The 26,830-nt window shown below is 56.4% G+C and carries 27 protein-coding genes; 21 read left to right on the forward strand and 6 right to left on the reverse strand.

Annotated features, from left to right (window positions below; all coding sequences use genetic code 11):
* The first annotated feature begins 108 nt into the window (after positions 1–108).
* The 6 genes from LQ231_RS24210 to rraA all read left to right on the forward strand — a co-directional run bounded on the left by LQ231_RS24210 (position 109) and on the right by rraA (position 5,102).
* Entirely contained in the window at positions 109–1,206 is a 1,098-nt protein-coding gene (locus tag LQ231_RS24210; protein ID WP_230174559.1) for an AbrB family transcriptional regulator, read from the forward strand.
* 120 nt (positions 1,207–1,326) lie between these two features.
* Positions 1,327–1,617 carry a hypothetical protein gene (locus LQ231_RS24215; RefSeq protein WP_230174561.1) on the forward strand — a complete coding sequence of 97 codons (291 nt, stop codon included), beginning with the start codon at positions 1,327–1,329 and terminating at the stop codon, positions 1,615–1,617.
* Complete coding sequence (locus LQ231_RS24220) at positions 1,568–2,449, forward strand: LysR family transcriptional regulator (protein ID WP_230174563.1); 882 nt, start codon at positions 1,568–1,570, stop codon at positions 2,447–2,449. The genes LQ231_RS24215 and LQ231_RS24220 overlap by 50 nt, the downstream gene beginning before the upstream one ends.
* A 99-nt stretch (positions 2,450–2,548) precedes the next feature.
* Positions 2,549–3,634 (forward strand): Ldh family oxidoreductase, encoded by a 1,086-nt coding sequence (locus LQ231_RS24225; RefSeq protein ID WP_230174566.1) that lies wholly within the window; start codon positions 2,549–2,551, stop codon positions 3,632–3,634.
* A 5-nt stretch (positions 3,635–3,639) separates the two neighbouring features.
* The gene (locus LQ231_RS24230) at positions 3,640–4,617 is read left to right on the forward strand and encodes a D-2-hydroxyacid dehydrogenase family protein (protein WP_230174568.1); all 978 of its coding nucleotides are present in this window, start codon (positions 3,640–3,642) and stop codon (positions 4,615–4,617) included.
* A complete protein-coding gene (rraA, locus tag LQ231_RS24235; protein WP_230174569.1) occupies positions 4,617–5,102 on the forward strand; it encodes a ribonuclease E activity regulator RraA in 486 nt (161 codons plus the stop codon). The genes LQ231_RS24230 and rraA overlap by 1 nt, the downstream gene beginning before the upstream one ends.
* Before the next feature lie 72 nt (positions 5,103–5,174).
* On the opposite strand, the gene LQ231_RS24240 is transcribed toward rraA, so the two are convergent.
* The 4 genes from LQ231_RS24240 to LQ231_RS24255 form a co-directional block, all read right to left on the reverse strand.
* Positions 5,175–6,233, reverse strand: a complete 1,059-nt coding sequence (locus LQ231_RS24240) for an isocitrate/isopropylmalate family dehydrogenase (protein ID WP_230174570.1) — start codon at positions 6,231–6,233, stop codon at positions 5,175–5,177.
* Positions 6,234–6,302: 69 nt separating this feature from the next.
* A complete protein-coding gene (locus LQ231_RS24245) occupies positions 6,303–7,394 on the reverse strand; it encodes a 4-oxalomesaconate tautomerase (RefSeq protein WP_230174571.1) in 1,092 nt (363 codons plus the stop codon).
* Between the two features lie 79 nt (positions 7,395–7,473).
* Positions 7,474–9,471 (reverse strand): tripartite tricarboxylate transporter permease, encoded by a 1,998-nt coding sequence (locus LQ231_RS24250; protein WP_230174572.1) that lies wholly within the window; start codon positions 9,469–9,471, stop codon positions 7,474–7,476.
* A 79-nt stretch (positions 9,472–9,550) separates the two neighbouring features.
* Entirely contained in the window at positions 9,551–10,651 is a 1,101-nt protein-coding gene (locus LQ231_RS24255; RefSeq protein ID WP_230174573.1) for a tripartite tricarboxylate transporter substrate-binding protein, read from the reverse strand.
* Positions 10,652–10,830: 179 nt separating this feature from the next.
* Between LQ231_RS24255 and LQ231_RS24260 the strand changes: the two genes are divergently transcribed.
* From LQ231_RS24260 to LQ231_RS27340, 4 genes are all read left to right on the forward strand, one after another.
* The gene (locus tag LQ231_RS24260) at positions 10,831–11,739 is read left to right on the forward strand and encodes a LysR family transcriptional regulator (protein ID WP_230174574.1); all 909 of its coding nucleotides are present in this window, start codon (positions 10,831–10,833) and stop codon (positions 11,737–11,739) included.
* Positions 11,740–11,883: 144 nt separating this feature from the next.
* Entirely contained in the window at positions 11,884–12,348 is a 465-nt protein-coding gene (locus tag LQ231_RS24265; RefSeq protein WP_230174576.1) for a ChuX/HutX family heme-like substrate-binding protein, read from the forward strand.
* Positions 12,281–13,699, forward strand: a complete 1,419-nt coding sequence (locus LQ231_RS24270) for an MBOAT family protein (RefSeq protein WP_230174577.1) — start codon at positions 12,281–12,283, stop codon at positions 13,697–13,699. The genes LQ231_RS24265 and LQ231_RS24270 overlap by 68 nt, the downstream gene beginning before the upstream one ends.
* Positions 13,700–13,783: 84 nt before the next feature.
* A complete protein-coding gene (locus LQ231_RS27340; RefSeq protein WP_356637637.1) occupies positions 13,784–14,803 on the forward strand; it encodes a hypothetical protein in 1,020 nt (339 codons plus the stop codon).
* Positions 14,804–15,059: 256 nt separating this feature from the next.
* Here LQ231_RS27340 and LQ231_RS24275 read toward each other — a convergent pair whose 3' ends face one another.
* Together LQ231_RS24275 and LQ231_RS24280 are read right to left on the reverse strand one after the other, a co-directional pair.
* The gene (locus LQ231_RS24275; protein WP_230174579.1) at positions 15,060–15,740 is read right to left on the reverse strand and encodes a hypothetical protein; all 681 of its coding nucleotides are present in this window, start codon (positions 15,738–15,740) and stop codon (positions 15,060–15,062) included.
* 15 nt (positions 15,741–15,755) lie between these two features.
* The gene (locus tag LQ231_RS24280; protein ID WP_230174582.1) at positions 15,756–15,959 is read right to left on the reverse strand and encodes a hypothetical protein; all 204 of its coding nucleotides are present in this window, start codon (positions 15,957–15,959) and stop codon (positions 15,756–15,758) included.
* A gap of 416 nt (positions 15,960–16,375) precedes the next feature.
* Here LQ231_RS24280 and rfbB point away from each other — a divergent pair, with 416 nt between their 5' ends.
* The 11 genes from rfbB (at position 16,376) to LQ231_RS24335 (ending at position 26,826) form a co-directional block, all read left to right on the forward strand.
* Positions 16,376–17,434 carry a dTDP-glucose 4,6-dehydratase gene (gene rfbB, locus LQ231_RS24285; RefSeq protein ID WP_230174584.1) on the forward strand — a complete coding sequence of 353 codons (1,059 nt, stop codon included), beginning with the start codon at positions 16,376–16,378 and terminating at the stop codon, positions 17,432–17,434.
* A complete protein-coding gene (gene rfbD / locus LQ231_RS24290; RefSeq protein ID WP_230174586.1) occupies positions 17,434–18,330 on the forward strand; it encodes a dTDP-4-dehydrorhamnose reductase in 897 nt (298 codons plus the stop codon). Before rfbB ends, rfbD begins: the two co-directional genes overlap by 1 nt.
* Positions 18,327–19,211, forward strand: a complete 885-nt coding sequence (gene rfbA, locus LQ231_RS24295; RefSeq protein ID WP_230174588.1) for a glucose-1-phosphate thymidylyltransferase RfbA — start codon at positions 18,327–18,329, stop codon at positions 19,209–19,211. The genes rfbD and rfbA overlap by 4 nt, the downstream gene beginning before the upstream one ends.
* A complete protein-coding gene (gene rfbC / locus LQ231_RS24300) occupies positions 19,211–19,750 on the forward strand; it encodes a dTDP-4-dehydrorhamnose 3,5-epimerase (RefSeq protein ID WP_230174590.1) in 540 nt (179 codons plus the stop codon). The genes rfbA and rfbC overlap by 1 nt, the downstream gene beginning before the upstream one ends.
* A gap of 9 nt (positions 19,751–19,759) precedes the next feature.
* Positions 19,760–20,467 carry a glycosyltransferase gene (locus LQ231_RS24305; protein ID WP_230174593.1) on the forward strand — a complete coding sequence of 236 codons (708 nt, stop codon included), beginning with the start codon at positions 19,760–19,762 and terminating at the stop codon, positions 20,465–20,467.
* 88 nt (positions 20,468–20,555) lie between these two features.
* Positions 20,556–21,455, forward strand: a complete 900-nt coding sequence (locus tag LQ231_RS24310) for a KpsF/GutQ family sugar-phosphate isomerase (protein WP_230174594.1) — start codon at positions 20,556–20,558, stop codon at positions 21,453–21,455.
* 15 nt (positions 21,456–21,470) lie between these two features.
* A complete protein-coding gene (locus LQ231_RS24315) occupies positions 21,471–22,748 on the forward strand; it encodes a lipid II flippase MurJ (protein WP_230174597.1) in 1,278 nt (425 codons plus the stop codon).
* Positions 22,745–23,680: a class I SAM-dependent methyltransferase gene (locus LQ231_RS24320; protein WP_230174598.1), complete on the forward strand. Its 936-nt coding sequence runs from the start codon at positions 22,745–22,747 to the stop codon at positions 23,678–23,680. The genes LQ231_RS24315 and LQ231_RS24320 overlap by 4 nt, the downstream gene beginning before the upstream one ends.
* 115 nt (positions 23,681–23,795) lie before the next feature.
* Positions 23,796–24,692, forward strand: coding sequence for a hypothetical protein (locus LQ231_RS24325; protein WP_230174599.1), 897 nt, complete (start codon positions 23,796–23,798; stop codon positions 24,690–24,692).
* Between the two features lie 8 nt (positions 24,693–24,700).
* Positions 24,701–25,678, forward strand: a complete 978-nt coding sequence (locus LQ231_RS24330) for a hypothetical protein (protein ID WP_230174601.1) — start codon at positions 24,701–24,703, stop codon at positions 25,676–25,678.
* 48 nt (positions 25,679–25,726) lie between these two features.
* A protein-coding gene (locus LQ231_RS24335) for an IS3 family transposase (protein ID WP_113144399.1) occupies positions 25,727–26,826 on the forward strand; the annotation gives its coding sequence in 2 pieces (ribosomal slippage) (positions 25,727–25,979 and positions 25,979–26,826; 1,101 coding nt in all).
* The last annotated feature ends 4 nt before the right edge of the window (positions 26,827–26,830 follow it).

A 26,830-nucleotide genomic window follows, 5' to 3' on the forward strand; every position in this document is an offset into this window, starting at 1 on the left:
AGGAAAAGCCAATTGTCCACGGTATTGTTGCTTTGCATGCGATGGTATGCAGTATTCGTTCGTAAAGTTAGAATGATTGCGACGAACGGAAGGACGTCGGCGCATCCCATGCATCAAACCTTGAACCAACCTGGCAAGGAAAGCCACAGCCTGAACTATACCCTACGCACCCTCGCCTTGGGTGCGGCAGGCGGGTACATCGGATATTTGCTTGGCCTGCCACTGGGATGGCTGCTCGGCGCCATGGCCGTGACCATGGTGCTTGCAATGGCCGGAATTCGCGTGACAGCTTCGCCGAACCCGCGTGCCGCGATGATCGCCGTGATCGGCCTCATGGTCGGCAGTGCCTTCAAGCCTGAGGTTCTCGGCTATGTCGGCGAATGGTGGGCAAGTCTTGTCGCGGTGGCAGTCTACACCGTGATCACGGCGGCATTCGGCGTGTTCACCTGTTCCCGCCTTGGACGGCTCGATTCGCCAACTGCGGCGCTGAGCGGAATGCCCGGCGGACTTAGCGAAATGATCGTTATGGCATCTGCCTTCGGAGCCGACGTCCGCAGCGTCAGCATGGTGCATGCAACGCGGCTGGTCATTCTCATTGCCACGGTGCCGTTATCGCTTACGCTGTCGGGAGCTCTGGCGGCGATAGGAGCGGGTTCGGTCGATCGCACGGTCCACTGGACGATCGGTCTTCCGCCAGTAGACGCTGCCATTCTCCTCGGCTGCGCTGTCCTCGGCCTTATTCTCGGGCGGCGACTGCGGCTACCAGCGGCCAATCTCACGGGTCCGTTGGTGCTGAGCGCTGCGGCCCACCTGACCGGCCTAACGGCGGCCGAAGTGCCGGACGTTGTCCTTGCAGTGGCCCAGATTGTCATCGGCGCGACGATCGGCCAGCACTTCGCCGGCGTCGAAAGGCGCCTTCTGGCAACAGCGGTCATTCTGGGGATCATCCTGACCTGCTTCAGTCTTGCGACTGCCGTGATCTTCGCCATGTTCTTCGATCACTATCTCAATGTTCCGTTTGCAGTCGGGTTTCTGGCACTGGTGCCGGGCGGTCTGCCGGAAATGAGCCTTATCGCCATTTCGCTCGACGTGAACCCCGCCTTTGTCAGCCTGCATCATCTGTGCCGGGTCGTTATCATCGTCATCTCCGCGCCGCTCATCCTGCCATTGTGGCTGCGCTTGATGCGGTCTCCTGATCGCGACTGAAATGAATTGGTGCAGGTGTTGCCAAACCGCGAAGCCGCCATCGCAAACCGCCGCTACCGCACTGCAATAGGAGTTGCTAGATCATGTCCATCGAACATTCCTCGTCCGCTGGAGATCACAATGTCAATGGTTCCGTACAAGAAGATGCTGCAGCTCGTGCAGCGCTATGTCGCGTTTGTTCAGCGCGCTGGGGACTATCGCCTCCTCGGTTCGAGCGAGAAAGTGAGACATCTCGCCTTGCGCGATTTCGGACTGTCCGAAAGATCGCCGGAAGCGATCCCGCCGCTCGCCGTCGAGGCAAAAGAACCAAAGCCTTCAGGAGGCAGTCATGCAGCCTTTCGATCCGGTGACGGCACGCCTCGTGGTCGCGGTCTCGCGGTACGGATCTATCGGACGGGCAGCCGAGCGTGAAAATATCGCCCCCTCTGCGGTGAGCAGGCGGATCAGCGAACTCGAAAGCCGGCTGGGTGTCGCACTTTTTGATCGGTCCCTACAGGGCGCCAAACTGACCCAGGCGGGCGAAGTCTATGTGGACGGCTGCCGCGAGATTCTCCGGCATGTTGCCGATCTCAACACCCGAATGGTCGATTTTGCGACCGGAGCGCGCGGTTCCTTGCGGCTTGCCTGCACCAGTTCTGTCCTCTCGGGTCGTCTTCCTGAACTGCTTGCGACTTACGCTAAGTTGCATCCCGGCATCAAACTTGAAATCCAGGAAATGTCTGCTTCAAAGGCACTCTCCGCACTGGATGACGGGCAGGCCGACATTGCGCTTGTCGCCGACAACAACGATCTTTCCCGATTCGAAACTGAAATCTTTGAAGATGATAATGTGCTGGTGCTCTGTGCGCCGGATCATGAGCTGGCCGATACGCTGAGTTTAGGCAATATGGTCGCGTTCCAAGAGGTGGTTGAGTATGAGGTCGTGGGGATCCACCACTCGGGCGCGCTTGACCGGCTGCTGAGCGTGGCTGCCGCAAACGCCGGCCGAACGCTCGGCGAGCGGGTGAATGTCGAGACGTTTCCGTCGCTTGTGCGCATGGTCGAGGCTGGTTTCGGTATCGGTTTCCTCCGCTCGACCAGCCTTCATCTTTTGGCCGGTACTGATGTCGTCAGTGCGCGTCTCTCGGACGACTGGGCGCATCGTTCCCTTGTGATGGCGCGGCGTTCGTCAAGCCCATTATCCTCGCCAATCCGCGTGTTCCTGGCCCTTGCGCGAAAGACCTATATGGCGGAGCCAGCATAACCCGAAGGTGCGTCGAAAAGATTGGATACAATAGTATACAGTGGCGCGAATTGCTGGTAGTCGATGTTGCAGTGAGGGTTTCGACAGGAGGAGTGCTCGATGCCGACCACCGTTGCAGGAGATTTTCGTGCAAATCCCGCGCGACTTGAAGATGCGGTCGCCCGTATTTTTTCAGGCGTGGGCGTACCTGCGGCCGACGCAGCTGCGGTGGCGCACTATCTCGTGCTGGCCGATCTTCGTGGCATCGCGACCCATGGCGTGTCGCGCATTCCGATCTATGCCGAGCGCATAAGGCGGGGCGTCGTGACCGCTGTGCCGGAGATCCGGATACGACGACCCATGCCAGCTGCGGTACATGTGGATGGCGACAACGGTCTGGGTTTCATCGTGGCTCGCCGCGCCATGCAGGAAGCGATCGCCGCGGCCGCCCAATGTGGTATCGGCATGGCGTCCGTCAGCAACAGCACGCATTTCGGCATGGCAGCCGCCTACCTGCTTGAAGCCGTGGAGGCTGGCTATGCGGCCTTTGTCTTCACCAATGCGTCGCCCAGCATGCCCGTCTGGGGCGGGCGCACACCCTTCCTGGGGACCAGTCCTTTTGCCTTCGGCGCGCCCGGTGGGCAAGGATCGCCTCCGATCATCCTCGACATGGCAACCTCCGTGGTTGCGCGGGGCAAGATCCGCCAGGCGGCGAAGAAGGGCGTGCCTATACCGGCCGGCTGGGCACTGGACGCCGATGGCCGGGAAACGACGGATGCGAGCCGCGCCTATGCTGGTATCGTCCTGCCGCTTGGCGGTCCCAAGGGATCCGGTCTGTCGCTGATGATGGAGGTGATCGCCGGGGTCATGAGCGGCTCTGCCTATGGCGGCAAGGTTGGCGACCAGTACCGCGACCTCGACCAGCCGCAGAATGTCGGCCACAGCTTCATTGCCTTCAAACCCGACATGTTCCTTGAGAGCGCAATCTACGGCGATCGCATGGATGATCTCGTCGGTCGTGCGCGCGACTGCCCGCGCGTCGAGGAAGACCAGCCTATCCTCATGCCCGGCGAGCCGGAAGCCGCCCGCATGGCGGAACGCATGCGAGCGGGCATTCCACTGGCCGGGGATGAACTGGCGATGCTTGTGGAACAGGCGGGGCTTGCAGGCTTTGCCCTGGATATCGAAGCGCTGCGAAAGGGCTGAACAACATGCTGCGTATTGCAATACTGGATGACTATCAGGACGTAGCTCTGTCGCTGGCCGATTGGTCATTGCTCGGAAACGACTGCGAAATCGTCCGCTTTGACCGGAACATGGTGAGCGAGGATGACGCGGTCCGGGCGCTTGCGGGGTTCGATGTACTGTGCCTCATGCGCGAGCGCATGGCCTTGCCAGCCAGCCTGATATCCAGACTGCCCCTGCTCAAACTCATCGTCGTGACCGGCGCGCGGGTGCGCACGATTGATATGGACGCGGCGGTCGCTTGTGGCGTCACGGTTTGCCATACCCATGCTGGCGAATCCACTTATGCCACTCCGGAGTTGGCGTGGGGGCTGATCCTGTCGCTCGCCCGCTCCATTCCCGAAGAGGATGCGCGCGTCCATCAGGGCGGTTGGCAAAGGACGATCGGCAGCGTCATCGGTGGCAAAACACTTGGCCTCGTCGGGCTGGGCAAGCTCGGCTCCCGCATGGTGCCGATCGCCAAGGCATTCGGGATGAATGTCATCGCCTGGAGTGAGAACCTGACCGAGGAAAGAGCCGCAGAGGTTGGAGCGCGCCGTGTCGACAAGGAGACGCTGTTTCGCGACGCGGACGTGGTTTCGCTGCATCTGATCCTCGGGGAGCGCAGCAGGCACATCGTATCGCGGCATGAGATCGGCCTGATGAAGCCAGGCGCCTATTTGATCAACACGTCGCGCGGCCCGCTGATTGAAGAGAAGGCGTTGCTCGACGCCCTGCACGGCGGTCGTATCAAAGCCGGCCTCGACGTCTTCGACATCGAACCCTTGCCGATTGATCATCCATTGCGCACCGCGCCGAACACCGTTCTGACCCCTCATCTCGGCTATGTGACCGAGGGTGCCTATACGGCGTTTTACCGCGATGCGGTCGAGAACATAGCGCAGTGGCGCGCAGGCAACCCGGTCAGGGTGCTTGCCGCGCCAAACAGGCAGGAGAATATCTGATGAATATGCTGAAGACCGCCGATTTGGTCGATACGAACGATGCCGAGGTCCGCTTCTGCGAAAAGCAGTGGAAAGCCTATGGTCGGCGACCCGCCTTTCACGGGGAGATCGTCACGCTGAAGACATTCGAGGATAACAAGTTGCTTCGCCAGATCCTGGAAGGGGAGGGGTCCGGCAAGGTGCTGGTCGTCGATGGCGGCGGTTCGTTACGCTGCGCGCTTGTCGGAGACCAGATAGCCGCAATTGCCGAGAAGAACGGCTGGGCTGGGCTGGTCATCCACGGCGCGGTCCGCGATGCGGCAGATATCGACCTGATGGATTTTCGCGTGCTGGCGCTCGGCCAGTCGCCGAAGAAAAGTGGCAAGACGGGCCACGGCGCGCGTGATGTCACCGTCCGGTTTGGTAATGTCGATTTCGTTCCTGGCCAGTATCTCTACGCGGACGTAGATGGCGTTCTCGTTTCCGACGGTCCCGTTCATCTTTGACATCATGCGCCCAAGACAAAGCGGGGCGCCTCAAGGATGGGGCGCCCGGCATCTTTTGTCGGCAGTGGCTTCCTAAGCGAGGGCTTGCACCAGTACTTCGGTGAATGCCCGCGTCCCGAGCGGGCCGCCAAGATCGCCGGTTCGGCGGGAGGCATCAGACAGAACCAGATCGATTGTGTTTTCCAGCGTAATCGCGGCCTCTACATAGGAGCCCTTCCCGGTCTTCTCGCCATGCCAGCGAAGCAGCATCGCGGCCGAGAGGATCATCGATGTCGGGTTGGCCTTGTCCTGCCGGGCGATGTCGGGGGCAGAACCGTGCTGCGCCTGTGCAGCGGCATGCTCGTCGCCGGCATTCAGCGATCCCGCCAGACCGAGACTGCCGGAGAGTTCTGAAGCGAGATCCGACAGCGTGTCGCCATAGAAGTTTGTCGTGCAGATGACGTCGTAGCGGCTGGCATCGCGCACCAGCAGCGCTGCCATGGCGTCGATCAGCACCTCTTCCACGACGACCTCCGGATAGTCGGCAGCGACCCTGCGGAATTCCTTCAGGAAGAGGCCGTCGGTCAGCACGAAGGCGTTTGCCTTGTGAACGGCTGTGACCTTGCGGCGACGGACCATCGCAAGCTCGAACGACGCTATGGCGATGCGCTCGATCGCCTTCTTCGTCACCTTTCGCATCGAGATTGCAACGTCTTCGGTCGGCATGTATTCGCCGGTGCCGGCAAACATGTTTCGGTCCGGGTACATGCCTTCCGTTGCCTCGCGCATGATGACCAAGTCCATCTCGGTGCCGCGATGGAAGACGCCTTTTCGCGTGCGCGCGGGACGAATGTTGGCGAACAGATCGAGATCCCTCCTGAACGCGGCCGAGACGTTGATGCCGCCTTTGTCGCGTGGCGGGTAGTCGAGATGCGAGATCGGCCCGAGCAACGTTCCGTCGAGGCTGCGGGCGATATCGAGAATGTCATCGGGTAGCGTCGTGCCTGTTTTCTCAAGCGCGGCGAAGCCGATATCTCGCGTTGTGTAGTGTAAGCCTAGCGAAAACCGCCGATCGATTGCGTCAAGGATCGCGATGGTGGACGTGATGATCTCCGGGCCGATGCCATCGCCTGGAAGCACGAGCAGTCTCATGTTCTGGTCTCCAGAGCCACTCATCAGGGCTCCATTGCAAAAGAAATGGGGGAGGGTGAGTGGGTCAGATTAGGGCTGCAGCAGCGAGGACGGTATGAAAAGATGTCCCTGCAGCAACTTGCGGGCGGTGCGCACGACGCCGCCGCTGATGATATCGACGGAATTTCCATTCGGCAGTGTGGTCATTGCTACGTCGATGACGCCGGTGGGATGTTCGATGATCACCGTGCAATCGTTCCCATCGGGGTGGACTGCAATGCCGTCACAGACCGATCCCGATACCATGATGCAGGATGAGACGCAGAGGGCGCCTGTTACGGCAAAGGCAGCGTGGGTCTTCTGCGGTACGAAATAGCGTGCTGCTACATTTCCAGTTTCGCGCGGTTCGGCCACCATCGCCATCTTTGGCACGACCTTGCCGGTGACGTCACCAAGGCCCATGCGTCTGCCGGCTTCCATGCGCAGCGCTTCCATTCGCGCGAAGAATGGCTTGTCGGCGTCCAGTTCGGCAGCCGTTTCATAGCCGGTCTTACCGAGATCGGCAGCGCGGACAATCATCATGGGCACAGCGACATCGATAAGCGTGACCTTGATGCCGTCAATTTCTTCCATGGGCATGCCTGTCGGCAGCAGTGCGCCGGTCTTCGAGCCGACGATATCCATGAAGTTCAGCCTGATTTCCGCGGACGTGCCTGGCACCCCGTCAATCCGGGCATCACCTTCGTATTCGACAGCGCCGTCCGTGGTTTGGACGATGGCCTCGATGCGGCTCTGCGTGTTGATGTCGTAGATGATCACGCTGGTTTTCTCACCGTTGACCGGAACCATGCCGGTCTCGATGGCGAACGGTCCGACCCCCGAGAGCATGTTGCCGCAAGATGGCGAGGTATCGACGATCGCCTTATCGACGGACACCTGCGCGAACAGGTAATCCACATCGACGCCGTCGCGGGTCGATGGACCGACCATCGCAACTTTGCTTGTCAGGGTGTCGGCGCCGCCGATGCCGTCGATTTGCCTTGCATCGGGCGATCCCATCGCCGCCAGCAGCACGCGCGCGCGAACCTCGGTCTCCTGCGGGATATCGTCCATCTTGAAATATGGGCCTTTGGAGGTGCCGCCCCGCATGAGAATGCAGGGAATAGGGTGTTGCTTCGGCATGATTTATCTCTCTGATTTCTAGTGTGCAAACGTATACAATTCAGGAACTCGCACCTTCGCGCCGCAAGCGCGTCGGTGGCTAGTTCAGGGGCCAGGGCAGAACTGTGTAGAAATATTCCTGCAAGATGCCGCCGGGCAGCTGCATGTTAAGGAACCAGGTGAGCACAATGATCATCAACGCTGCCGAGACAGTCAGGGTGACAGCCTGGTACCAGCTGGTCTTGGCGACGGTGCGCATGAAGGCCATGAAGAAAACCAGAAGCGCGAGAAAGAAGCCAAGGATACCGATCAGGACAATGAACCCGACCAGCCAGGCAACAAAGCGCCATGGGCCACCGTCCGTCGCTTGGGCGTCGAGATCAAAATTGGCTTTGTTTGAAGTGCCGCCATTGGCGATCCGAACCTGAGGCAGCAAGGTCAGCGCAGTGGATGCAATGCCCACGACCGCGACCGCGATGGGAAAAATTCGGTCGAGAAACGGCAGGTCGATCGTTGCATAGAAGACATAGGCGAAGGCTGCGAGAGCCAGCGAGGTGAATATGATCTGCGGACGCAAGTTGGTCGCCCTTGCGTTCTCGCCATCCCCCTCGACTTCGAGACTCTTCTCGGTTTCGTCTCCGCCGCGCGAACGGCTGCCAAACCACACCGAGAGCAGGGTCAAGACTGCGATGGCGATCACCATGGGTTTCATCAAGAAGCCCCAACCATCGAACTGAACGGCCTGATAGAGATACGTCTCCACCTGTCCGGCAAGAACGAAACCGATCAGGAATGCCGGGCGTGGCCAGCCGAACCGCCTCAGAAAGATCCCGATGACGCCGACGATCAGCAAAGCGACCATGTCGCTGAACGAGCGTGACGCCTGGAATGCGCCGAAAGAGATCACGATGATCATGAAGGGAGCAAACAGCGTGTATTTGATGGTCGTCAGCTTGGCGATCGAAGGGGACAGCAGCAGACAGAGGCCAGCTCCGACGACATTGGCCAGCGCCAGCGTCCAGATAATAGTATATGTCAGACCGAGATCGCGGTTGGGATCGGCCATGGCTGGTCCCGGTTGCAGGCCAATCAGGATCATCGCGGCGAGAAAGATCGCCATCGAGCCGGATCCCGGTATGCCAAAAAGAAGTGTGGGAACGAGCGCGCCACCGGCACAGGCATTGTTGGCCGATTCCGGCGCGATGACACCACGAATGTCGCCTTTGCCGTAATTCTCCCGGTCCTTCGACGTCTGCACAGCGTGGCCATAGGCGAGCCAGTCGACAACGCTGCCGCCAAGGCCTGGGATCATCCCAATCAGTGCGCCGAAACCCGAGCAACGAAGTGTCAGCCAACGGTTGCGCCATACGTCTGTTAATCCAGTACGCCAGCCCTTGCCGAGTTTTCCGGAAGAGGAGATCGATTGGTTGCTGCGAAGGAGATCCACGATTTCCGGAAGGGCAAAGATGCCCAGTCCGACGATGGCGAGCTGAATTCCACTCATCAGATAGAGCGAGTCGAACGTCATGCGCTCGCTACCGCTGGCGGGTGCGGAACCAACGCTGCCCAATGCGAGACCGAGGGCACATGCAGCGATGCCCTTGCCGAGACTGCTTCCGGACAGGATGCCAACCATCGACAGGCCAAATATTGCCAGCATGAAAAGCTCGGCCGAGCCGAAGCTCAGAATCAGTGGTCGGGCGATCACCACCATCGCGGTGAGGATGAGCGCGCCGAAAAGACCTCCGACGAGAGACGAGGCGAATGCGGCGCTCAGTGCGCGTGCGGCCTCGCCCTTTTTTGCAAGCGGAAACCCGTCCAGCACAGTTGCCTGTGACGCGGAGGACCCAGGAATGCCCATCAGGATCGAGGAGAAAGTATCCGATGTCGGCAAGATAGCGAGCATGCCGATCATCATCGCGATCGCAGACGTGGGATCCATGCCGTAGATGAATGGCAGTAGCAGAGACATGCCCGCAATGCCGCCCAGAGCCGGCAGGATGCCGATCACAAGGCCGACGACCACACCGACCGTCATGTAAAAAAGGTGATTGAATGTGAGCAGAGTTGCAAACGATTGTACAAAGATGTCGAACATGACGGCACTCGTTTCTGGACACGGGAAAGGGTGCCGCCGCACCAATTGGCGCGGCGGTCACTTCGGTCGGCTGAGCGGATCAGAAGCGGACGCTATGCTCTTTCGCTAGGAAATCGCGCACCCAGGAACGCGCGTCCGGGGAAATCGACGTTGCCACTTCGTAGAGACGCTGGACATCAGCGCCGACAGCTTGATCATAGTCTCCCAGGATCTCAGTCTTTGCCTTTTGGAGTTCAGGATCTGCGACAGCGTCTGCGAACGCCTTGCGATAGGTCGCGATGATGTCGTCCGGCGTGCCCTCTGGCAGCATGCATGGCTTTTGCGCGGCAAAGCCGGAGCCAAAAAATGCGAGATAGGCATCGTATTCCACGCCTGACGGCTTGGAGCCGTGCAGCATTTCATAGGCTTCCACGAAGTGTGGCAGGTCAGGGAAGGTGGGGTCACGGGCGACATTCCCCTGGGCGTCCAGAACACCCCAGGAGAAGATGGGAACGGCCGTTCCTGCTTCGACGAGCGGCACGACATTGGTCAGGTAGGCCGACGAGGTTTGATAGTCGATCGTCGCTTCGCCGCGCTCGAATGCCAAACGGCCATCGCCGCGGCCCTTCATCCCGAAGACATGGCGCACATTCAGTCCGAGCAATCGGAATGCCAGCATCGGTACGAGGTCAAGCGAAGTCGCGCCTTGGCTGCCATAGACCAGTTCCTGATCCTTGAGCTTGCCGAGGTCAGCCGCCGACTTCACCTCAAATTTCGAAGGCAGATAACAGACACCACCCGTCGGCGAGACAAGAACCGGGATGAGCTTGGCATAGTCGTAGCGTACGCGCGGGTCGCCAAGTAGGAAGGGGAACTGCGTCGAGCCAGACGTGCCGAGAATGGCGAGACCGTCCGGACGCGCGCGGGCAACAAACTCGTTGCTACCGGTGATGGAGCCGCCGCCCGGCACATTTCGGACGACGATGTTTGGCTTGCCAGGCAGATACTTCGACAAATAGGGTGCGAAGAAACGAGCCCAGACGTCGGATCCGCCACCTTCCGAAAAGGGCATCCACCATTCGACGGTCTTGCCGGCGAAATCGACGGTCGACTGCGAAAATGAAGGGCGCGCGCCGATGAGCCCGAGGGCCGCGGCCGCCGATCCCGTTGCGAGTAGGTGACGACGAGTGAAATCTGCCATGTTTTTTCCTCCCAGAATGGCACTGCGTTGTATTGTATACATACGTACACATACTTTTGGGTCGCGGTAAAGAACCAAGCGGCTCATTTTTGGCCACCGAACATCGGCGCACCACAGTTGTCGGTATGGGCCGATAGCATTATTAAGTGAAATGCAAATAGTTGGATGATTGATGCGTTATGGCTATTAATTGTGAAACTCTCGATCTGCGCGCCTTTCTGGCCGTGGTTGAACTCGAAAGCTTCCACCGTGCCGCAGAGGCGCTAAACCTGTCCCAACCGGCATTGAGCCGCCGGATACAGAAGCTGGAAGCTTCAATCGGCGCGCCGCTTCTTGAGAGGACGACCCGCCACGTCGCAATCACCGCGCTTGGACTTGAACTCCTCCCCTTGGTGAGACGCATGCTGGAGGAATTCGACGGTTCTCTGTTTTCTGCTCGAGAACCCGGGGTGCGAAGCAATGAAATGGTCACGATTGCATGTCTCCCGACCGCCGCATTCTATTTTCTTCCGACCGTGATCAAGCAGTTCAATCACAAACATCCCCATATCCGGTTTCGGATCCTGGACCTGACCGCCACGGACGGCCTTCAGGCAGTCGAGCGCGGAGAAGTGGAATTCGGGATCAATTTCATCGGCACATCCGACCCGGATCTCATTTTCGAGCATCTCGCGGAGGATCCCTTCGTCTTGGCGGCGCGCCGAGACCACCCACTGGCGCAACAGAGCGAGGTTGGCTGGGAGGATCTCGCTCCCTACAGGCTCATTACGGTTCATCGCTCGAGCGGCAATCGGACGATGCTTGATGCAAGCCTTGCCAAGGCGAACATCAAGTTGCGCTGGTTCTATGAGGTGACACATCTTTCCACATCCCTCGGCTTGGTGGAGGCGGGGCTCGGAATTTCCGTTCTGCCGCGCACGGCAACGCCCGGAGACGATCATCCCTTCCTGGTAACGCGGCCGCTGCTCAACCCACAGATATCACGCACCGTCGGCATCGTGCGGCGTCGCGCTGCAACACTGTCACCCGCAGCCGAACGATTTCGACAAATGCTTCTTGGCGTCTGGAAGAAAGACGATCCCGATTGAACCGATGACAGGGCACGCGTTCGGCATATCCATCCGGCAGGCGTTTGACCTAGGTCTGCTGCCAGGTGAGCAAAGGCCGTAAGAACGAGAAGCTAGACTTCTCCGTTCCTGGTTGGCGGAAACTTCCTTCCGAAGAGTTCAGGCATGAAGCAAACCCGTCACCGCCTCGAAGCACGAGCTTCCGATATCATCCAGCGACTGCCAGCCATGGGCAAGGTGATGATTATCGGCAAAGGCAAAGGTGCGACCCATGAACGGATCGGCACGGTCGAAACCGTGACGGAGGTCAGCGGCAAGCTCGTCTGTGGTGGAATACATCACAAGTCCAGCATGGATCCGAACCTCATCGCCGATGTCATTTTCGACATTTCCAGCATCAGCCGCTCTTCGGGAGGTTCGTCCCTCCTCCAGATGCCAGTTGCCAAGTACGAAGCATGCTTGTATTTGGGCGGAAGCTTGTCAGGTGCTGCGATCGATGCTCTTCAACTCATGGCAGTTCATCTGCATTTTCCTACCGGTGACGTTTTTCGCGTATTTCTGGATGATCCAGCGCGGCCAGCCGCGCTACGCGAGGGCGTGGCTGGTTTTGGCCAGTCTGTTCTTTTATAGCTACTGGAATGTGGCCTATTTGCCCCTTATAGTAGTGTCTATACTCTTCAACTTCTATGTCGGCGGCAGTCTTGCAAAGACTGGCTCCACGCCGCCCATGAGCGCCGAGCCCTTAAGAAGATGGCTGCTGGCATTTGGAATCGCAACCAACCTCTGCCTCTTGGGATATTTCAAGTACACCGACTTCCTTTTGCAGAACATCAACGCGATTTCGGGCGCAGATTTTGCGCTCCAAAATATCGCTCTTCCACTGGCAATCAGCTTTTTCAGCTTCACCCAGATCATATATCTGGTTGACAGCTATCGCGGTGAGACCGGCCACTACGGGTTGCTCAATTACTCTTTGTTCGTGACGTTCTTCCCGCACCTGATTGCCGGGCCTCTCGTTCAACACGGTCATATAATGCCGCAGTTCGAAGACGCTGCGGGGTTCAGGCCGCGCAGCGAGAACATAGCTCGGGGCCTGGTGATCTTCAGTATAGGGCTTTTCAAGAAGGTCGTGATTGCCGACAGCTTGGCGCCGTTGGCTACCAGTGGCTTCGACAGCCAGTATCCTTTGAATTTTTACGAAGCGTGGACGACTAGCCTGTCCTACACGTTTCAACTTTACTTCGATTTTAGCGGCTATTGCGACATGGCGATCGGAGCTTCTCTGCTTTTCAATATCGTGCTGCCAATCAATTTTAATTCGCCATACAAGGCGACGAGCATCCAAGAGTTCTGGCGCAGATGGCACATAACGCTCAGCAGCTTCCTGCGTGACTTCATTTATATTCCGCTAGGCGGCGGCAGGAAGTCTCATCCGAGAACTTACCTCAATTTGATTGTCACGTTTCTGCTCGGCGGACTGTGGCACGGTCCGACGTGGATGTTCGTAGTATGGGGGGCACTTCATGGTATCGCCCTGGTCCTTCACCGGGCTTGGACAGCACTGGGACTACGAATGCCACAGGCGTTGGCATGGATCACAACTTTCATGTTCATCAATGTCAGTTGGGTCTTTTTTCGAGCTCATAGCTTCGAAGATGCAGTCAGGGTACTGCAGGGCATGGTAGATTTCGAAACTGCCTTCTCAGGAAGTTGGGAGCAGATTAAGACCTCCGAACTCTCATGGGCCGGCACGCTAGCGAGCAAGCTTGCAGCACATCTTCCGATTACGCTCATCGGCCAATTACCTGCTATACCCCTTCTTGCGGTAGCCTTCTGCCTCATACCGTTGAAAAACTCGACGCAGATCGCTGCCGATTCCTGGCGAACAAGTCACGCAGTATATGCGGCGCTCATTTTTTCTATAGCGATGTACTTTTCGTTGGCACAGACTGAAACTGTGTTCCTGTACTTCACGTTCTAATGGCTGCCCATGCAAAACTACAATCGGACGAGCATTCTAATTTTCTTTGCGGTTACAGCCGCATTGATGTCAGCTATTCCAATGATGAACCTGTCGTCGTCGGGGTTTAGCAACAACCTGTACAGCTTTGATCTCGCTCTCCGCTTCACATCCCGAATTGTGCACAACTGGGGTATCAGCGTAGACCCACCGCAAGCAGTAGTCGGGACTGAGGGGTGGCTGCACCTCGGCGACTACTATCGCGCTACCATTTCCGACGATCGTAGGCACGCGACTGAAGCTGACCTAGCCGAGGCCGCTAGATTGAAGGCAGCCGCCCTCGCATGGGGGCATAAATTACGACGCCGTGGCGTTCAGGCTTACCTTATCTTGGTGGGCCCCAATAAGAGCTCGATTTATCCCGAGACCGTTCCTGTATGGGCTCAACCCTCGCAAAACGGCCCCATAGACGCGCTGCTAATCAATCCCGGACCTCACTATGTCGACCTGCGCGCCGCTCTCATTGGTGAAAAGCGGGACACGCCTCTTCCACTGTACTACCCGTCAGACACCCACTGGAACATGTTAGGTGCAGGCACTGCATTTCGTAGCCTTTCGGATCGAGCTAAAGACATGGGCCTCCCTATCCGCTGGCCTAGCCGCGAAGTCTACGCAATTACTGGCTCGCCAAAGCGCCAAGGAGGCGATTTGGCGAGATTTCTCCACTTGGAAGCTGATCTGAGCGATGCCGATCCCCAACTCTCTGTCAACGATTGGCCCACGACAGTTATTCAGCGAGACTGGACCTCGGGCCAGATCTTGAACACGGGCCCTATTTCCCAGATCCAATCGCCCTCATCCCCTCTCCTCGTCGAATCGTCGGGCGCACTAAATGACGCGAAGGTGCTTTGGCTCCGAGATTCCTTTGGAGTGGCGATGTCACCTTTCATGGCTGCCACATTCTCTAATGTTCTTCAGCTTCGCTGGGATCAGGCGTATTCCGACAACGTCCTGCTGGAATTAGTACGGTCGTTCAAGCCCGATTACGTTTTCGTCACGGTTGTTCAACGAGACGCCCGAAGTGCGCAATTCACTGCCCTCCCACCGGCCCATGAGCTGCCTTAGCGCATCGATGGCCTTTCAGGAACGTTCTTAAATTTTGTCCGGCAGATTCCCAGGCAGCCTCACGTGGAGAGGTAGGAAGCAATTAGCGGGAGCTTCAAAGCAGCCTGCGCCGCGGCGCCAGCGGCTGTGAAATGATCATCGTCATAGCGATGGCTGAGATCGAGTGTATCGATATCAGCACCAGCCCTCACCAGAGCTCCGTCCACAACATCTGCCTGCGCCTGCCGAACTGGGTTGCGATTACCGGTGCTGTTAGTCAACCTCGTACAACGATGAACGAGCATGCGGTTTCTCGCCCGAAGCAGCCCAACAGGCCGAAATTCGGCAATAATTTTTTCCAGCGCCGCATTGTGAGTGGCATAACTGGTGCCAGTTGATCCATCGCTGTCCCACTCTCCCTGCTGCCAATCAATGACTGTGGGAGTGCTCCAGAACCCGGCATGATAGACGGACTAGCCGCCAATCCGATGCGATAGGCCAGGGCGCCGCTACTGCTGCCTGCGTAGAAGCCGCCGACGTCCCCACCACCAGGAGCGCAGTCTGCTGCATAGCAGCAGCCGATAGCAACTTGGGTCAAGACGAAGTTGTCAAGGTGCCCAGCGGTCAGTAACTCATCCGCCAGCGAAATCCCATGGTGACCGTTTGTCAAGTCGCTGGTGAGGAGAGGCTCTTTAGCCTGGAAATTCTGCCTCGACATAGGATGAGAGAGGCTAAGATTAAAAATCTTCGTCGGGTTCGCTGGCGTTGTCGTGCCCTGGACACTGTTGTGATCCGCCGACTGCCCCACCAAGATCATGTTGCAGACACGACCAGATATTTCGGAGATGTTTCGCAATGTTCTTCCCGCGAGAGACCAGGTATCGTCAGGCATCGGAGCGTTGGGGCGAACTTTTAGATCGACAGTGCGCTGGTCGACCCCGTTCGAATTGAATGGCATCGGGCAATCCTCCTGCTATAGATCGTCGATCCAGCCGTTCGTGGTAATAATGACGTTTGTGTTCACGCCTTCCCATCGGGCCTGAATACCCTGCCAAAGACCCTCGATGATCTGCCCACCGATCTCGACCATCTTTGCAGGCAGGCCCATGAATGCGTTGGACGATGCGCTGGGATGCTGAGTGCAGGGGATCTGCAAGAATGAAAGCGCGCGGTCCAATTGCTTGTCTCACGGCGCTTCTGGAAGCGGAACGCCCGGTCGGGGGAAGTTCTCTAATCGCATCCCCCAGGTCAACTTCTTTTCAGCTGGCTGCTCTTGCCGGTTCAAAGTTCTCTCCGTGGTCGAGACATGAGCTCGCCACATCATGGTATCGGATACGGACTGAGGTGATTTCCGAGCCACCTCTTACGCATTCGGAACAACAAGAGCTCCGGTATGAGTAGTACGGCGCGAGCTCGCCTAGCGCGGTACGCTAAAATCGGCGCGAGGTATCCGCAATTGAGATCCTGGGGAGTTAATAAAGGCGGTTTTCCAACGCTCAGACTGGCCATTTGATAGAACTCGACCACTTCAAGTTTGACGGGATCACCGATCGTGACTAAGCAGAGGGGAAACGGCTCGTGAGGATTTGGAAAATGACTGTAGTGGTGACCGGGGGTGCGGGTTTCATCGGCAGCAACTTTGTCTTGAATTGGCTGTCACAGAATGAAGAGTGCGTCGTCAACTTGGATAAGCTGACATACGCAGGGAATCGTGAGAGCCTGGCCGAAGTGCACACCGATGAAAGGTATACCTTCGTCCGAGCAGACATTGGCGACATATCCGCCGTTTCCGCTTTGCTGGATAAGTATCAGCCACGTGCGCTAATCAATTTTGCAGCGGAATCGCATGTAGATCGTTCGATAGATAGTCCGGCGGACTTTGTTGAGACAAATGTGGTAGGTACATTTCGGCTTCTGGAAACGACGCGCTTGTTTTGGCAATCACTTCCCGCGGACAGGAAGGCCGAGTTCAGGTTCCTCCACATTTCAACAGATGAGGTTTACGGTTCGCTTGATGCTAGCGCCAGCGCATTTCGAGAAACCAATCAGTACCAGCCAAATAGTCCATATGCCGCAAGCAAGGCAGCTTCTGATCATTTCGTTCGTGCCTATTACCACACCTACGGGCTTCCCGTGCTCACGACAAACTGCTCGAACAATTATGGGCCTTATCAGTTTCCAGAGAAGCTAATCCCCCTTTGCATATACAACGCGATAAACGGAAGACCTTTGCCCGTCTACGGCGACGGTCAGCAAGTTAGAGATTGGCTCTACGTTAGAGACCACTGTTCCGCAATTATGCACGTTCTACAGCAGGGTGTTGTAGGCGAGACCTACAACATCGGCGGACAATGCGAGATGACGAACCTGGAGGTTCTTAAGCTTCTCTGCGCCATACTTGACGAACTCGCTCCTCGCTCGGACGGCCGCGGATACGCTGATCAGATCACCTTTGTGAAAGATCGGCCGGGTCACGATAGAAGATACGCGGTAGATACAAGTAAGATTGAGATGGCTCTGGATTGGAAACCGGAGGAGACGTTTGAATCGGGACTACGTAAAACTGTGCAATGGTATCTGCAGAATCAGATATGGGTGGCGAATGTCGTAAGTGGCGAGTATCAGGGTTGGGTCGGAAAGCAGTACGGCTAATGCAAGCGCGCATTCTACTCATTGGAAAACGCGGCCAGGTTGGATGGGAACTCCAGAGGGCTTTGTTGCCGCTAGGTACGGTATACGCGCCAGATCGCTCTGAATGCGATCTCGCGAATACGCAATCGATCCGTGCGGTTGTTGACAAGGTAAAACCCCAATTTATCGTCAATGCGGCTGCATATACCGCAGTAGATGCTGCTGAGCATGATGCTGACCGAGCCTTCATCGTGAATGCTATTGCTCCCGGCTTGCTTGCGCAGGAGGCTGGGCGTCACGGAGCGCTCGTGATCCATTACTCAACTGACTATGTTTTCGACGGTCACGCCGCGGGCTTTCACAATGAGCAGTCGGTTACTTCACCGAAGTCAGTTTACGGTAGCAGTAAGCTTGCGGGAGAGGTCGCGATAAGGGAAAGCGGCGCAGCTTATGTGATATTCAGGACTAGCTGGGTTTTCGGTTTCTGGGGTAATAACTTCCTAAAAACAATACTTCGTCTAGCCACTGAGCGAGACGAACTCCGCGTTGTGGTTGACCAAATCGGTGCTCCAACTTCAGCAGCATTGATTGCTGACGTTACGGCGCACACCATTCGCGAGCTTGTTAATGGCCGGAAAAGTTTCTCATCGGGAATCTTTCACCTCGCGGCTGCTGGAGAAACAAGTTGGTATGAATATGCGCAGTACATATTGGAGGCGGCTCGAGCTGCTGGGCGTCCACTGCGGCTTCATCCGCAGGCGCTCATCCCGATTTCTTCGGTCGAATATCCGACGCCGGCTGTTCGCCCCCTCAATTCAAGGCTTGATACCAGCAAACTGCGCACTAGCTTTGGCGTGCATTTGCCACATTGGACAATACCGATAAATCACGTTATGCAACAGGTCTGTGATCGATGAGCAATCGCAAGGGTATCATCTTGGCCGGTGGCTCCGGCACTCGGCTTCAACCCGCGACTTTGGCTGTTTCCAAGCAGTTACTCCCGGTTTACGACAAGCCGATGGTGTATTATCCGCTGACGACGCTCATGCTCGCCGGCATACGAGACATTCTCTTGATCTCCACGCCTCAGGATGTGCCCAGATTTGAAGCTCTTCTCGGGGACGGCAGTCAGTGGGGCGTGAACTTGTCATACTGTGTGCAGCACAGTCCGGATGGGCTTGCTCAAGCCTTCATCCTGGGAAAAAGCTTTGTTGACGGGCAGCCAAGCGCATTAATTTTAGGTGACAACATCTTCTATGGCCATGACTTTCAGCAGCTACTTCGGAAAGCCACCCAGCGCCCAGAAGGCGCGACTGTGTTTGCCTATCACGTCACCGACCCCCATCGCTATGGCGTCGTTGATTTTGACAGTGATCGGCGTGCGCTCTCCATCGAAGAGAAACCACTCCAACCGAAATCTAACTACGCTGTGACAGGGCTATACTTTTATGATGGTGGCGTGTGTGACATTGCTGAGAGTATAAAGCCGTCCGCGCGAGGGGAGTTGGAGATCACTGATATAAACACCCGCTATCTCGCATCGGGGCGCCTCAATGTCGAGGTGATGGGGCGTGGATATGCGTGGTTGGACACCGGTACACACGACTCCCTTCTGGAAGCCTCACTCTACATCTCGACTATGGAGAAGCGTCAAGGCCTTAAAATCGCGTGTCCCGAGGAAGTGGCCTACCGGGCAGGTTGGATCAGCGCTGAACAGCTTGATGCACTAGCCCAGCCATTGTTGAAGAACGGCTATGGACAGTACATTCAGCGCATACTCCAAGAGAGGATTTTCTAGTGCGACTGCATGAGACTGAAATTACCGAGATTCTGATTATCGAGCCGTCGCCATACGAGGACGAGCGTGGCTACTTCTATGAGAGCTTTAATGCGGCCGAGTTTGAGCGTTTGACAGGGATCCGCAAGACTTTTGTCCAGGATAATCATTCCCGGAGTGGGAGAAATGTTCTGCGAGGTCTGCATTATCAGGCTGCCCCCAAGGCTCAGGGGAAGCTGATCAGAGTGGTTGGCGGGGCAATCTTCGACGTCGCTGTGGATGTAAGGGCGGGGTCGCCGACATGCGGAAAATGGGTCGGACGTGTTTTAAGCAGCGAGAACAGGTTGCAGCTCTGGATCCCTGAGGGCTTCGCCCATGGATTTCTCGCCTTGACCGACGTGGTCGACGTTCTTTACAAAGCGACCGATTACTACTCGCCCGATCATGAGCGCTCCATCAGGTGGGACGATTCAGAGCTCAGCATCAAATGGCCCCTTCACGAGTCACCGATCGTGTCGGATAAGGACCGGAATGCCCGTAATTTTGCTCCAGTAGAATAGGTAACCGTTATGCATAGAGATGTTGTAAAGGTCTTCATAGGTTTTGATCCAGTCGAGAGTGTAGCTTGGCACACGATGGCTCACTCTATCTTGTCCAGGAGCAGCCGTCCGGTCGCGCTGGTGCCCATTAATCTGAGAAATCTCGAATCAATCTTCACAAGGGAACGTGATCCGAAACAGTCGAACGAGTTTTCATTCACCCGCTTTCTGGTGCCTCACCTCTGCAATTTTGAAGGCCACGCCCTCTTTGTCGACTGCGACCAGATGATGCGTACCGATATCGCTGAGATCTTTGAAGTGTTGGAGGAGCAGCCCGGCAAGGCCGTGTATGTTGTCCAACACGATTATCAGCCCAAGGAAGGCATTAAGTATCTCAATACGGTACAATATGCCTATCCGCGGAAAAACTGGTCGTCGGTGGTTCTGTGGGATTGCGGTCACTCCTCCAATAAAGCAGTTACTGCGGACTTCGTTAACACCGCTACACCTCTAGACTTGCACCGGTTTACTTGGCTCAAGGATGAAGAGATTGGCGAACTGAACGTTCGTTGGAATTGGCTGGTGGGAGAATATGATGAACCGCCTGCGGATGTTAAGAACGTTCATTGGACGGTAGGTGGACCTTATTTCGACGAATACAGGAATTCCCATTTCGCCGATGAATGGTTCGCGGAACGTGATCGCATGACTTTTGTTCAGCAACGGCCGAAAACCTAGTCATATGACGTCCATTGTGCAGCATATCTCTCGGGCGAAAGCCGTTCTCGACATAGAGATAGAGGCTCTGAAAGCTGGACGTGACGTATTGAGCGACGACTTCGCGGAGGCCATCGAGCTTATCCGCGACGTCATCGCCCAGGGTGGCCGTGTGGTCGTGATGGGTATGGGCAAGTCAGGCCACGTGGCGCGAAAGATTGCGGCGACTCTGGCTAGCACGGGGTCGCCATCCTTCTTTGTTCATCCCGCTGAAGCGGGGCATGGCGACCTGGGTATGGTTGCCCGTGGCGACATCGTGATCGCGATCTCCCAGTCGGGAAAAAGTGATGAGATCCTGCGGATAATACCATACTTCAAGCGGAACGGCGTGAAGGTGATCTCGATGACGGGAGATCGTGCTTCTCCGTTGGCTGCTCATGCGCATGTGGTCATATCGACAGCTGTGCCGAAGGAAGCCTGCCCGCTCGGATTGGCTCCGACAGCGAGCACGACGCTAACATTGGCTCTAGGAGACGCGCTCGCGATCTGTCTGCTGCAGGCAGCGAATTTCAGCCCCAATGATTTTGCGCAGACGCATCCACATGGCACACTGGGACGACGTCTCCTCGTGGCTGTCAAAGATGTCATGGCTGATATAGACGCGGCGCCCATGTCGACGCCGCATCAGATGGTTAAAGATGCCCTATATGCAATGTCACAAAGCGGAATGGGATTTTTGGTGGCAATAGATGCGGTGCGAAAGCCAGTTGGCGTATTCACGGATGGCGATCTGAGGCGATGCTTGGATCGCGATGTTGATATCAAGGCAACCTGTATTTCCGATGTGATGACAAAGACCTTCGTGACCATCGCCGACGATCAATTGGCCGTAGCAGCGGTAGAACTGATGGAACGTTGGAAGGTATCGGCTCTGCCCGTGGTCGACAGCGACGGCGTGCTCGTGGGGGCGCTGAACATGCGACAACTTTTGCAGGCAGGCGTGGTTTAGTATGAATGTCACGGAATGAGACGAGGTGCTTATCTCGCGATAGTGACTGCTGCACAGCTTCTGGTTCAAATGCTGATGCAGTTGCTCATCGTAAAATTTGTCGGCGTGGGTGCCAATACAGACGCTTACCTGGCAGCGCAAGCTGTCCCCACTGTAGTTGGCGCCATATTGATTGGCGCTCTTCAAAGCGTCTGGCTGCCACGATTTTCCCTCCTAACGAAAGAGGATAACAAGCTGCGCCTAGAACTAGGCACGGCTAATGGCCAAAGCGCGCTTCTCGGAGGAGCCCTCTTGGTCTTTCTCGGTACTACTGTAAGCATATGGTTGCCAATTCTATTTCCCGGCTTTACACCGAAGCAGCACCATGAGGCTATTTTCTACAGTATTTTTCTTCTTTGTACATTTGCTGTTGCAACACAGTCTTCAATTTTGCTCATTGCGTTGAGGGCGCAGGAGCGTTACTTCATAGGGGAAGCTGTGGCATTGGCTGCAACCCTAGTTGCGCTGTGTATGGTCTATGTACTCGTGCCGCGTTGGGGACTTGCAGCGGCAGCTTGGATCACGCTTGGGCGAGTCGTGACCATCTATGTCATTCAGCTTCACTTAGCGGAATGGCCGCCGATTTTCGTGAAAGACGGATTACGTGATCGTAATTCTTGGAAATTGATGCGTCCATTGCTGTTGGGAGCGTCAATTTACAAAACATCCCCGGTCGTAGATCGTTACTGGGGGTCGCTAGCCGATGCTGGCGCCATTACGCTCCTTAGCCTGGCGCAGCTTTTTATTACTGCTTTCGCCACCGTATTGGAGCGTTCAGCGGTCGTACCCCTTGCGCCGAGAATGTCGCGACTAATCGATGCCGGTCGCTATCGAGAAGCTCGATATCTATATATCCGCTTTACTCTCTCTATATTGTTGATCACCGTGGCCGTCGTGAGCGCTGCATATTTCGGCGCTGACGCGATTGTTCTGGTCATATCGCGGGCGTTCTCTTTAAATGCAGATGATTCGGTACGGTTGCTGACGCTCATTGCGGCTTTAGGAGGTTTTCTTTTCGCCAGCGTTGCTGGTGCAGCCATTGTGCACGTTTTCTATTCGATGGGCGATACGCATACGCCGGTGTACATTGGGGTCATCGGTTTCTCGGTAGGTCTCCTGCTGAAGTGGGCATTCTTCCATTCCTACGGGGTGTTGGGTTTGGCTGCTGCAACCAGCACCTACTTCGTTATGAATATCTTGCTCTTTCTTGTCACGTTAGAGCTGAAAATATCTCGATTGGAGATCAAAAGATGAAGCTGGAATATCTGTCCGGAGAGGTTCGGCCCTGTTCACTGTGTGGAGGGCTTGCTTTCACGTTGCTGAAGTCAAACGACCGATACGCAATGGGGACTAAGACTGTCGGTTGTGACGAGTGCGGACTATTGCAAACGAATCCGCGCCCTGATGAGGATGCTCTTGGCCGTTTTTATAGGGAAGACTATCGGAGATTTTATCAGAATACCACCACTCCTAGCAGTGAATATATTGGCGCCACAAGGAAAGATGTTCGTCTTGCGTACACGGCGAAGTTCCTGATGTTGCATACGAAGGTGCATAATGTTGAGCGATTGTTGGATCTAGGTTGCAGCGAAGGGGCGTTGTTTAGCGCCTTGCGGAACGAAGGTTATGAGGGGCGCCTATTAGGTGTGGAACCAAATGAGCAATTCGCCAAATTCGCTGAGCAAACCACTGGCGCGGAGGTTGTTTCAAGTCTTGATAAACTAGATGGCGATTTTGATGCCATCGTCGTGAGCCATGTTCTAGAGCACTCCATAAATCCACAGACCTTGCTCCGAGAAATCAGAACGAGGGTGAGGGATGGTGGAATAGTCTATGTCGATGTTCCAGATGCAGATGAATACAACAGTCTGGCGGACCTTCACATTGCTCACCTTTTTCACTTCACCACGAGAACTCTGGAGCGAATGGCAGAGCTGGCGGGTTACGAAGTGGTAAGGATTGAGAAGCACTGCCCTCCACATCATCCGAAATCAGTACGTCTCGTAGCGGTCAAGCCAGCATCATCGGTCGAAGTGAGCACTAAGACATCTCGCACAACTGAAGAAGTGGCTTGGATGCAAGTAAGGCGCATACCAGTCGCGCGTTATCTTGTGAGGAGGTCGATTGCCCAGATCCCTTACCTGCGGAAATTCTATAGATTGTTGATGAGCAGAGGTCGTTGGTAGCCCGATCCGAAGGGCTTCGTAGATCCTGACAGAATTTTTCGTACGATGAGCGCGTAGTTCGACGTAAGGATGAAGCAAGAGAATCGTTCTGCAAAGCGCAGTACTGGAGTGTAATTTGAGAGAAACGTCGAAGGCAATCGAGGCTTCGCAGAGGGTTCTATGGCGGCATTTTGTGGGGCGAACCCGACTGATGGTGTGTGCCAACCAAGTAACGGTGGCTATCGTTCACGCGCTGCTCGGGCGAGAGACGGAGGAACAGCAGACGATCGTTGTCTACAACTCCGACCGTTGCGATGTGGAGGAATTGGAGCGGCGAGGGGTTCTTTGTGTTCCGTTCACCCATCGCTGGTTGTGTGCGCTCGTGCTGATCAGGTATTGCATTTTGGGAAACGCAGAACTCTGTTTGCCTCACCACCGGTTCGGCCGGTCCATACTCTGGCTGCTTACATTTGCGAGGAAAACGTCGCTGATCGACGACGGACTGGATACATTGCGAAATGTGCCGCGAAATGTTGAGCCCGAGAAATTTGCCGCTGGTACCACGTTCTATACGTTCCGGTATGACGTGGAACTTGGCCGTTGGCTGAGTCGGTTTAACGTGGAGAGGGTCGCAGACATCGGCGTGCTCTCTGGGTCGGGCCGACAAATGATTGACTTGAGCGCGACACGGCGCTTGATCGTGGAATCGCCGCCGATCGCGCGCGTGGCCAGCGAGTTGCGTTTGAATGAAAACGGGACGCTTCTCGTTCGACACTCAAATGTCAACAAGCAGGTTCTTCCGCGTTCTGAAGGCAAGGAGGTGGCGGGGGCGGACGTGGCTCTGGAAAGGTCGCTGCAGGATTTCTCTGGCGAGATCGTTGTGGGAGAGAGCATGGTGGCGGTCTTTGCATTACTCAACGAAAGTCCATCCTACAAGCTTACGGTTTATCTGCCCAAGGAGAACATCGAATCACTTTCGCCGTTGGTCCGTCTCATAGAAAAGAGACAGTTTGCCGAGCTGCGACAATGCTAGGGGAAGTGGTGCAAAAGCCGACCCCTTTCCTCCGCGAGAGGGTTACGGCTGCGGCTCTGTTGCTCCTCACGTTCAGCATCGTATTCGGGGGGCCGCTGGGAATCGTCGGTCGAGGGGAGCGCCACCTCCTTCTCGCCGTCCTGGTTGTCGCTTCGCTGATCGAGCTCATACGACGTGGACCAGCGGCAGCTCTGCAGTTCGTCCGAGCGCACCCTATCGTTCTTGCTCCCGGGTTGTTTGCGGTGATCAATCTCGTTTGGGTGCTTCGCTCCATCTTCCATGATGGAGCGCCTGGCCTCTCGCTTGCAGCCCTGGATGCTCAGTCACTGCTCGTGCCTCTCGTGTTCACGCTGGTGTTCGTTGCTTATCGTGAGCGAGTTTACCTTTCGATCGATTGGATCCGCTGGATAGTCACCATGGTGGCGGTTCTCGCAGGCATCCAGACCTGCATCTGGCTTTTCCTACTGGTACATCCGGTTCCGCAGGAGGTGATCGAAAATGCAGAAACGATGATCTTCGGCACAAATGAAGGCGTGAACATCCTTAGGCAGTGGAATGCGGGCGTGTGGTACACCAGAATTGTATGGATTAGCTCCTACTGGTTTGTGCCGTGTATGTTTCTTGCGCCGCATGTCGTTCGAAAATCTTCTGTTCTCATGCTCGTGCAGACACTCATGGCGATTGCAGTTATAGTTTCCTTTACAAGAGGGATCTGGCTGGCCTTGATCTTGGGAGCCCTTGTGCTTCTTCTAGCGGTGGTAGTTCCGAGACGACGCGCGTGGCGCGGGCGGCTTGTTCGGAGCCGTGTCGTGGTGATCTCTCTGCTGGCGTTTTTACTCGCGGTAGCGCTTACCAATGTTGCTAGTTTCCTCACTGGCGAGCCGAGCTCGATCTTGGCGCGAGTGAATGTCGCGGCAGAAGGCTTTTCGGTTGCGGAGGAAGAAGGGATGGTCGATCGTGTTAAACAGTCTGACCTGAGACCCTGAACTTCCTCCAGAATTTGGTAGAGTCCGTCACAACCAGGAGACGGACGAATGAAGCGTTCACGGTTCACGGAAGAACAGATCATCGGGATATTGAAGGAGCAGGAGGCTGGCGCGAAGACCGTCGATGTCTGCCGCAAGCACGGCATCTCGGATGCAACCTTCTACAAATACAAGGCGAAGTATGGCGGCATGGACGTGTCGGATGCCCGCAAGCTGAAGGCGCTTGAGGACGAGAACGCCAAGCTGAAGAAGCTGCTCGCCGAGGCCATGCTGGACAATGCGATCCTGAAGGATGTCGCTGCAAAAAAATGGTGACGCCCGATGTGAAGCGAGATGCGGTGGCTCACGTCTGTGCGCAGCATGGAGTAAGCCAGCGTCGGGCGTGCGAGGTTCTATCGGTGGATCGGTCGAGCATGCGATATCGCAGCGTGCGGCCTGACGATGCGTCCATTCGGGAGGCAATGAAAAAGGTGGCGTCCGAGCGCCGCCGCTTCGGTTATCGCCGTATCCACGTGATGCTCGACCGTCAGGGGATCGTCATGAACCTGAAGAAGCTTCGACGTCTCTATCGGGAGGAGAAGCTGACGGTGCGCAAACGCGGCGGCCGAAAGCGGGCCTTGGGAACGAGACGTCCCCTGGCTCTGCCGTCACGCCCCAACGAGCGCTGGAGTTTGGACTTCGTCAGCGATGCCTTCACCGACGGTCGCCGCTTCCGGGTGCTGGCGGTTGTCGACGACTTCACCCGCGAATGCCTATGCCTGGTCGCCGATACATCCCTGTCAGGCGCAAGGCTTGCCCGTGAACTGGATAGTCTCATCGCCAGACGCGGAAAACCGAGGACGATCGTCTCGGACAACGGCACGGAGATGACCAGCATGGCCATCCTCAAATGGTGCCAGGAGACCAAGGTCGAATGGCATTACATCGCCCCCGGCAAGCCGATGCAAAACGGCCTCATTGAAAGCTTCAACGGCAGCTTCCGCGACGAGTGCCTGAATGAGACGCTGTTCTCGTCGCTCGCTCAGGCCCGCGCCGCAATCACTGCATGGAAGGAGGATTACAACAGAAACAGACCCCACTCGTCGCTGGGCAATATCACCCCCAGCGAGTTCGCAACGAAAATGGCTATGGAAAAACAGGCCGCATGAGGCC

The sequence above is a fragment of the Rhizobium sp. CECT 9324 genome (assembly GCF_918741265.1).
Classification (GTDB): Bacteria; Pseudomonadota; Alphaproteobacteria; order Rhizobiales; family Rhizobiaceae; genus Allorhizobium.